The sequence below is a fragment of the Kitasatospora sp. NPDC056783 genome, from assembly GCF_042789895.1.
Lineage (GTDB): Bacteria > Actinomycetota > Actinomycetes > Streptomycetales > Streptomycetaceae > Kitasatospora.
Window position 1 is genome coordinate 1 of record NZ_JBHUAF010000394.1, and the last position, 8,004, is coordinate 8,004.

An 8,004-nucleotide genomic window follows, 5' to 3' on the forward strand; every position below is an offset into this window, starting at 1 on the left:
GGGGCGCCCTTCGCGGTGGTACTGATCTGCGGTTTCGAGGGGTCCGACGAGTTCGTCGGGATGGGGGAACGGCACGGCGTCGGCTGGCTGACCAACGGCCCCGTCTTCGGCCTCGCCGTCCTGCTGCTGATCGTCGCCACCAATGCCGTCTGTGGCGCGCTGCTCGCCCGCTGGGCGCCCGCCCTGCTCGGCCCGACCCCGGAGGAGCGGGTGGCCGCCGCCGAGCGCCGGGCCACCGTACTCGCCCAGCGCAACCGGCTGGCCCGCGAACTGCACGACTCGGTCGGGCACGCGCTCAGCGCGGTCGGCATCCAGGCCTCGGCCGCCTCCCGGGTCCTGCGCAGCAACCCCGACTTCGCCGCCGAGGCGCTCGCGGCGATCGAGGAGACCGCCCGGGCGGCCGTCGCCGAACTGGACGCCGTGATCGGGCTGTTGCGCGAGGAGGAACCGGAGGCGGCGGCGCCGGCCGGGCCCACCCTCGCCGGGCTGGACGACCTGCTGCGCCAGCTCGGCCGCGCCGGGGTGACGGTGGACGCCGAGCTGGCCCCCGGTCTGGCCGGGCTGCCCGCGGCGGTCTCCCGCGAGGCGTACCGGATCGTGCAGGAGGGGCTGACCAACGTGCTGCGCCACGCCGGACCGGCCCCGGCCGGGCTGCGGGTCGCGCTGGCCGACGGCCGGATCGAGATCGAACTGACCAACCCGCTGGGCACCGCCCGCCCGAGCCGCCCCGGCGGCGGGCGCGGGCTGCGCGGCATCGGGGAGCGGGCGGCGGCCCTGCGCGGCGGTAGCGCGGTGGGGCCGAGCGAGGACGGGACGACGTGGCGGCTGGCCGTCTGGCTGCCGGTGGGAGGGACGACGTGAACCACGAAGACGCGAACCACGAGGGCTTGGGCCGAGGGGGCTCCGGTCGAGGGGGCACAGGCCGGGAGGGCACGGGCCAGGAGAGCGCGAACCACGAGGACGCGAACCACGAGGACGTGGGCCGCATCCGGGTGGTGATCGCGGACGACGAGCGGCTGGTCCGCCTCGGCCTCCGGGTGGTGATCGACAACGAACCGGACCTCACCGTGGTCGGCGAGGCCGGCAACGGCGCCGAGGTCGTCCCGCTGGTGCGCGAACTGCGCCCGGACGTGGTGCTGATGGACGTCCGGATGCCCGGCATCGACGGCATCCGGGCCACCGAGACGCTGGTCAACGGGATGACCCCACCGCCGCGCATCCTGGTGGTCACCACCTTCGAGCACGACGACCACGTGTACGACGCGCTGCGCGCGGGCGCCACCGGGTTCCTGCTGAAACGGGCCCGGGCGGAGGAGATGCTCCAGGCGGTACGGCTGGTCGCGCGCGGGGACTCGCTGCTCTTCCCGGCGGCCGTCCGCGAACTCGCGCTGCGCCACGGCGCGGACCGGCGCGGGGAGGCCGGGGCGGCGGACAGGGGGCCGATCGGGCGGCTGACCGAGCGGGAGGGGCAGGTGCTGCGGCTGATGGCCACCGGGCTCAACAACGGCGAGATCGCGCGGCAGCTGGTGGTGAGCCAGGAGACCGTGAAGACCCATGTCGGCAGTGTGCTGGCCAAGTTGGGTGCACGGGACCGCACTCAGGCCGTCATCGCCGCGTACGAGTCGGGCTTCGTGCTGCCGGGCTGACATCCGTTCAGGGCATCCGCTCAGGGCATTCACTCGGGGCATCCACTCGCGGCACCCGTCCGGGGGTCCGTTCAGCACACCCCTCCGGGCCCGTCGGGGGACTCGACCGGCCGTGACCAGCCGCGACCGTCGAACGCGGGTTCCGTCCGATCGGCACCGGCGAGTAGAGTGCAGCCTTCCCCCCTGACGCCCGATACCTCCCGTATCGCCTGAAACGAACTGGTGGCCGCATGACAGTCCGGACCCGACCCGCGCTGTGGTGGCGCATGGGCATCGTGCTCTCGGCAGGCCTCGGCCTGAGCCTCGGGACCGCCCCGTTGGTGTACTTCACCGTGCAGAGCAATGTGATCGTGCTCGGCTACTTCGTCGGCGCCGTGTACTGGATGACCAAGCGCGACACCGTGGACGCGCCCGCGCCCCGGCTGCGCGGCGCGGCCACGCTGTACATCCTGATCACCGGGCTGGTCTCGCACATCCTGCTCGAACACGGCGCCAACCCGCTGCCCGGGCTGGTCAGCGGTCCGGACAAGCTGGCGCACTGGTCGTCGTTCTTCCTCCACTACGTGACGCCGGTGATGGTGATCGTCGACTGGCTGGTGTTCAAGCCACGCAACGCCTCGGCCTGGAAGGACATACCGCTCTGGCTGGCCTTCCCGCTCGGCTACGCGGCGATCGTGCTCACCCGCAACGCGCTGTTCGACGACTACCCGATGCCCTACCCCTACTTCTTCTTCGACCCGACCACCAAGGGTTACGGCTACGTCTGGGGCCAGATCGCCCTGCTGACCGTCGAGTTCGTGGTGCTCGCCGCGTTCGTCGTCGGGCTGGACCGGCTCGGGACGCGGATGGCGGACAGGCTGCGACCGGCAGCGAAGGCGTAGCACCCAGGCGGCCGACCGTACGGCGGTCGGCCGCATCGCGCCGCTGCCCCCGCCCTTCACCGCGCCCTGCCCGCACCGCTCACGCGGCGGGTGCGTCCTCGGGGAAAGCGGCGTCGAACTCGGCCCGGTGCGACTTCCAGAACGCCACCGCGTGGTCCGCGAAGACCCGCCGCCGCTGTTCCCGCACGCTGAGGTCGTGGACGTACGCCTTCACGGTCTTGCCGTCCGCGGCGGCGGCTTCGCGGATCGCGGCGAGCTCGTGCTCGGTGTACTCGATGTTGAGCGCAGGCATAGCGCCGATGGTACTGGAGCGCACGGGAGTTGGGGACGCGGCGGATGCATTTCCACCCGCACCGAAACGGCCCGATGTCGACACGCCCGGGGATGGTTCCGCCGGGCCCGCATGGGCCCGGAGGAGGAAGCGGACGCGGCACGGCGGATGACGCCAGGGCGGCGCGGCCGGCCCTAGCGTCGGAAGGGAGCGGTGGCGGAGGGGTTCCGCGGGGGAGACCGGGGTTTCGGCGGAGGCCGGAGATGACACGCAGGAACATGGGCAGGGCGGCGGCCACGGCGGTGGCGCTCGCGACGGCGGCGGGGCTGGCGGCACCGGGGGCGGGCGCGGCCCAGGGCGCGGCCCCAGACACGACCCAGGGCTCGACCCAGGGAACGGCCCAGGGGGGACGGGCGAATCCGCTGGAGGGGGTCTGGCGGATGGACGGCTACGGGGCCCTGATCGTGGTCTCCGGAGACCGGCTCACCACGTACGACGTGACGGCGCACAGCTGCGTGCCAGGCTGGATCACCGCGACGCGGTCCGGCCCTCCCGGCCCGGACGGCACCATCCGCTACGCGGTGGGCGACAACGCCCTGACCCTCACCCCCAAGGGCCGCGACCGGGTCGTGGAGCGCGAGGAGGGCGGGGCCGGCAGCAAGTCGCTCGACCGTCTGGCCGCGCTGCCGCCGCTGTGCGCCGAGCCGGCTCCGAACGACCCGCTGGCGGTGTTCGACCGGTTCTGGGAGAACTTCGAGGAGAACTACCCCTTCTTCGCCGCCAAGGGCGTCGACTGGCACGCCGTCCGGGACGAGAAGCGGCCCACGATCACCCCGGCGACGACCGTCGACCAGCTCCAGGCCGTCTTCGTGGACATGCTCCGCCCGCTCGGCGACGCCCACACCGCACTGGCCCGGGTGATCGGCGGGCACGCGAGGCCGGTCTTCAGCGGGCAGCGGCCCGGGACGACGGAGGAGACCGAGGAGCTGACCGCCCGGGCGCGACAGGCCTCGGCCGCCCAGCTCACCGGCCCGGAGCAGCTCTTCGCCAACGGCCGGCTCGGCGTGGGCCGGCTCCCCGACGGCATCGGCTACCTCCGGGTGAGCAGCTTCGGCAGGTACGCCGAGGGCGGCCACCAGAACCAGCTCGACGAACTGGACCGGGCGCTGGACGCCGTGCTGGCCGACCCGGACCACCTCGCCGGCCTGGTCGTCGACGTGCGGCTGAACGGCGGCGGCTCGGACGCGCTCGGGCTGCACATCGCCGCCCGGCTCACCGACCACCCCTACGTCGCCTACCGGAAGGTCGCGCGCGACGACCCGGCCGACCCGACGAAGTTCACCCGGCCCGAGCCGATCACCGTGCGCCCCTCGGCGGGCGCGCGCTTCGACGGTCCGGTGGCGGTGCTCACCTCCTCGATCTCGACCAGCGCGGCGGAGACCTTCACCCAGGCCATGATGGGCCGCTCCCCGCACGTGCTCCGGGTCGGCGAGAACACCCAGGGCGTCTACTCCGACGTGATGATCAAGGCGCTCTCGCCGGACTTGATGGTCGGGCTGCCGAACGAGAAGTACCTCACCCGGGACGGCAGCACCTTCGACGGCCCCGGCATCCCGCCGGACGTCCGCACCCCGGTGTTCACGCCCGACGAGCTGGCCGCGCTCAAGGACTCCGCCCTGAGCACGGCCCGCCGGATGCTCACCGAGGACGCACAGGGCGACCAGGACGAGCAGGGTCACCAGGGCCACCAAGGCCACCAGGACCGGCGGCCGTAGCCGAAGCCCCTCCCCTGGCCACTACATCGGCTCCACCGCCCGCAGTTCGCCGTCCAGCTCCAGCCACCGGGTGAGGCCGAGGCCGCGCAGGAACGGCACGTCGTGGCTGGCCACGATGAGCGCGCCCCGGTACGCGGCCAGCGCCTGGGTGAGCTGGCGGACACTGGCGAGGTCCAGGTTGTTGGTCGGCTCGTCGAGCAGCAGCAGCTGCGGCGGCGGGTCGGCCAGCAGCAGGGCCGCCAGCGTCGCACGGAACCGCTCGCCGCCGGAGAGGGTGGCGGCGGGCTGGTCGGCCCGGGCGCCGCGGAACAGGAAGCGGGCGAGCCGGGCGCGGACCGCGTTGTCCCCGGCGGCGGGGGCGAACAGCTTGACGTTCTCCGCCACCGAGCGCGCGTCGTCCAGCAGGTCGAGCCGCTGCGGGAGGTGCCGCAGCGGCACCGGGGTGATCACCTCTCCTTCCAGTGGGGCGAGTTCGCCCGCGATGGTGCGCAGCAGGGTGGTCTTGCCGGCGCCGTTGCGGCCGACCAGGGCGATCCGTTCGGGCCCGCGCAGGTCGAGGTCGGCGATGGTGCCGTGGGGCAGCCGCACCTTGTCCAGGGTGAGCACGGTGCGGCCGGCCGGGACGGCGGTGCGCGGCAGGTCGATCCGGATCTCGGCGTCGTCCCGGACCGCTTCCTCGGCGGCGGTGAGCCGCGCCTTGGCCTCCTCCAGCCGCTCGGTGTGCATGCCCTGGAGTCGGCCGGCCGTCTCCTGGCCCTTGCGCTTGAGCATGCCGGCGAAGATGTGCGGGTCGTTGCGGGTGACCGAGCGTTTCTTGCCGTACGCGGCGCTGCGCTCCAGCCGGCTGCGGGCGTCGACCAAGTCCCGCTTCTGGCGCTGGACATCGGCCTCGGCGTTGCGCAGCAGCCGCTCGGCCGTCTCCTGCTGGGCCGTGAGGGTGCGTTCGTAGTCGTCGAAGTTGCCGCCGTACCAGGTGACTTCGCCGTCCCGCAGGTCGGCGATCTGGTCGACGTGCCGGAGCAGCTCGCGGTCGTGGCTGACGATCACCAGCACGCCGTTCCAGCCGGCCACCGTCTCGTAGAGCCGCTCGCGGGCGGCCCGGTCGAGGTTGTTGGTGGGCTCGTCGAGCAGCAGGACGTCCGGGCGGGCCATCAGCAGCGCGGCCAGCCGGAGCAACACCGCCTCGCCGCCGGAGAGTTCGCCGGTGGTGCGGTCCAGGCCGAGGCGGTGCAGGCCGAGCCGGTCGAGGGTGGCGCGGGCGCGCTCCTCGACGTCCCAGTCGTCGCCGACCGCGTCGAAGTGGTGCCGGCGGGTGTCGCCGGACTCGATGGCGTGCAGGGCCTCGCGGGCGGCGCGGATGCCGAGCGCCTCGTCCACCCTGAGGGTGGTGTCGAGGGTCAGGCCCTGTGGCAGGTAGCCGAGTTCGCCCGCGACCTTGACGGTGCCGCCGGTGGGGGTGAGGTCCCCGGCGATCAGCCGCATCAGGGTGGACTTGCCCGCGCCGTTGAGCCCGATCAGGCCGGTGCGGCCGGGGCCGACTGCGAGGTGGAAGCCGTCCAGGACGGGCTTGCCGTCGGGCCACTCGAACGAGAGCTCGGAGCAGAGGACGGCGGTGGTGGTGGGGTGGTGTGCCATACAGGCCTCCCGGGGTGGTTGCCGAAGGGGTGGTGAGCAACACGGGGAGACACCGCGGGTGCGGAACCGGGGACGGCCGGAGGAGACGAAGAGGTGGCGTCACGCGGAGGAGCGCCACGGGCCGTGACTGAGGTCGCACACTCGCGCACCGCGCGACGGCAGCAGTGCCTGCGCGGCGGGGGCGGTGTCCCGGGACCTCAGTAGAGCAACGGCCTTCTCCTTGTCTGGCTGATGACCCGGACCACGCTAGGCACCCGGCGCGACACCCGCAACCGAATTACCGGGCGGCCGGCATCCCGCCCGCGGCCGTGGCGCGGGGCCCGGCGTCGGCGCCGACCCAGTGCCGGTGCCGGTGCCGGTGCCGATCCGGTGGCACCGGGCGGGCCCCGTGCCGATCCGGTACCGATCCGGTGACGGCCCCGTCCCGGTCGGATCCGGATGGCGGGAGTGTCCCCGCCCCATGGCAGACTCCTCACCTGCCATGCCGGCGGCCGAGTGGGGCCGCACCCGGGGACCGGGCCGCATGGCGGTAGTCAACAGGGGGATTTGAACGCATGTCACCGATATCCCGGCCGAGCCGTGCCGTCCTGGGCGCTTCCGTCGCCGCGCTGACCATGGTGGTCGCCACCGGCTGCGGCCCGGACAACGTCGACCCGCCCGCGACCGCGGCTCCCACCGTCGGCGCCACCGCCGGTGCCACCGGCAAGCCGGGCGCGGCGCCGATCAAGCTTCCGACGCTCGAAGAGCTGAAGACCTGGAAGCTCGACGACTGGGACAAGTGGGCCCAGGCCAACGTGATCACCCCGGCGGTCAAGGGCTACTGGACGCTCCAGAAGCTGCTGGAGGCCAAGCCGAAGCCGCTGCCGCAGCCCTCGCCGGACGCGTCCCAGCCGCCCGCGCAGCCCACCGGCGCCGCGCCGGCCACCGGTGCGCCCGCGACCACACAGCCCACCCCGGCCCAGCCGGGCGGTCCGGACCAGTTGCCCGCCGTGGTCCCGGCCAAGCCCGTGGCGCACCCGTTCCCGAAGAACACGCACGTCAACGGCAAGATCTTCTTCAAGGACGGCGGCGAGGACTACGTCTGCTCCGGCACCGTCGTCTCCGACCCGGCCAACCCGGGCAAGAGCAACCTGGTGTGGACCGCCAGCCACTGCCTGCACGGCGGCAAGGGCAACAAGTACTACACCGACATCACCTTCGCCCCGGCCTTCAACAGCAACGGCGTGCTGAGCAACGGCAACCGGCAGGCCAAGCTGGAGGACGCCGAGCCGTACGGCGAGTGGACCGCCACCTCGGGCATGGTCTCACCGCAGTGGACCGCCGAGGCCGACCCCGAGAAGGGCGGCCCGTGGAGCCAGTACGACTTCGGCGTCATCAAGGTCGCCAACCCCAACCCGGGCGGCAAGTCGCTGGAGGAGACCGTCGGCGGCTCCGTCCCGCTCTGGTTCAACGCCCCGCGCGACCAGGTCGGCACCGTCAGCAACTACGGCTTCCCGGAGGGCAAGCCCTTCGACGGCGTCGAGCTGGAGCACTGCGACGGCGGCAAGCCGTCCAGGAAGACCGGCGACCCGAACCGCCCGGCGATGCTGCTGATCGGCTGCAACATGACGGGCGGCAGCAGCGGCGGCGGCTGGTACGCCACCAAGGACGGCAAGCCGGCCCTGGTCAGCGACACCTCCATCGGCAACGCCGGGAACACCTACGAGGCCGGTCCGTACCTGGAGGACGTGGCCCAGCACATGTTCGACTACTTCTCGAAGAAGGCCAAGTGATCCGCTGAGCGGTGATCCGGGGGC

At 73.2% G+C, this 8,004-nt stretch carries 7 protein-coding genes; 5 read left to right on the forward strand and 2 right to left on the reverse strand.

The window, feature by feature from the left end:
- The 3 genes from ACFRMQ_RS34665 to ACFRMQ_RS34675 form a co-directional block, all read left to right on the forward strand.
- The coding region (locus tag ACFRMQ_RS34665; protein WP_380734764.1) for a sensor histidine kinase at window positions 1-861 on the forward strand (861 nt) is incomplete at its 5' end.
- Window positions 862-986: 125 nt separating this feature from the next.
- Window positions 987-1,646, forward strand: coding sequence for a response regulator (locus ACFRMQ_RS34670; RefSeq protein ID WP_380734770.1), 660 nt, complete (start codon window positions 987-989; stop codon window positions 1,644-1,646).
- Window positions 1,647-1,876: 230 nt separating this feature from the next.
- Complete coding sequence (locus ACFRMQ_RS34675) at window positions 1,877-2,527, forward strand: Pr6Pr family membrane protein (protein ID WP_380734765.1); 651 nt, start codon at window positions 1,877-1,879, stop codon at window positions 2,525-2,527.
- A gap of 79 nt (window positions 2,528-2,606) precedes the next feature.
- On the opposite strand, the gene ACFRMQ_RS34680 is transcribed toward ACFRMQ_RS34675, so the two are convergent.
- Entirely contained in the window at window positions 2,607-2,819 is a 213-nt protein-coding gene (locus ACFRMQ_RS34680) for a hypothetical protein (RefSeq protein WP_380734766.1), read from the reverse strand.
- A gap of 242 nt (window positions 2,820-3,061) precedes the next feature.
- Here ACFRMQ_RS34680 and ACFRMQ_RS34685 point away from each other — a divergent pair, with 242 nt between their 5' ends.
- On the forward strand, window positions 3,062-4,573 hold the full coding sequence (locus ACFRMQ_RS34685; protein WP_380734767.1) for a S41 family peptidase: 1,512 nt from the start codon (window positions 3,062-3,064) through the stop codon (window positions 4,571-4,573).
- A 21-nt stretch (window positions 4,574-4,594) separates the two neighbouring features.
- Here ACFRMQ_RS34685 and ACFRMQ_RS34690 read toward each other — a convergent pair whose 3' ends face one another.
- Window positions 4,595-6,208 (reverse strand): ABC-F family ATP-binding cassette domain-containing protein, encoded by a 1,614-nt coding sequence (locus tag ACFRMQ_RS34690; protein ID WP_380734768.1) that lies wholly within the window; start codon window positions 6,206-6,208, stop codon window positions 4,595-4,597.
- A 554-nt stretch (window positions 6,209-6,762) separates the two neighbouring features.
- Between ACFRMQ_RS34690 and ACFRMQ_RS34695 the strand changes: the two genes are divergently transcribed.
- Window positions 6,763-7,980: a trypsin-like serine peptidase gene (locus ACFRMQ_RS34695; protein ID WP_380734769.1), complete on the forward strand. Its 1,218-nt coding sequence runs from the start codon at window positions 6,763-6,765 to the stop codon at window positions 7,978-7,980.
- Window positions 7,981-8,004 lie beyond the last annotated feature (24 nt).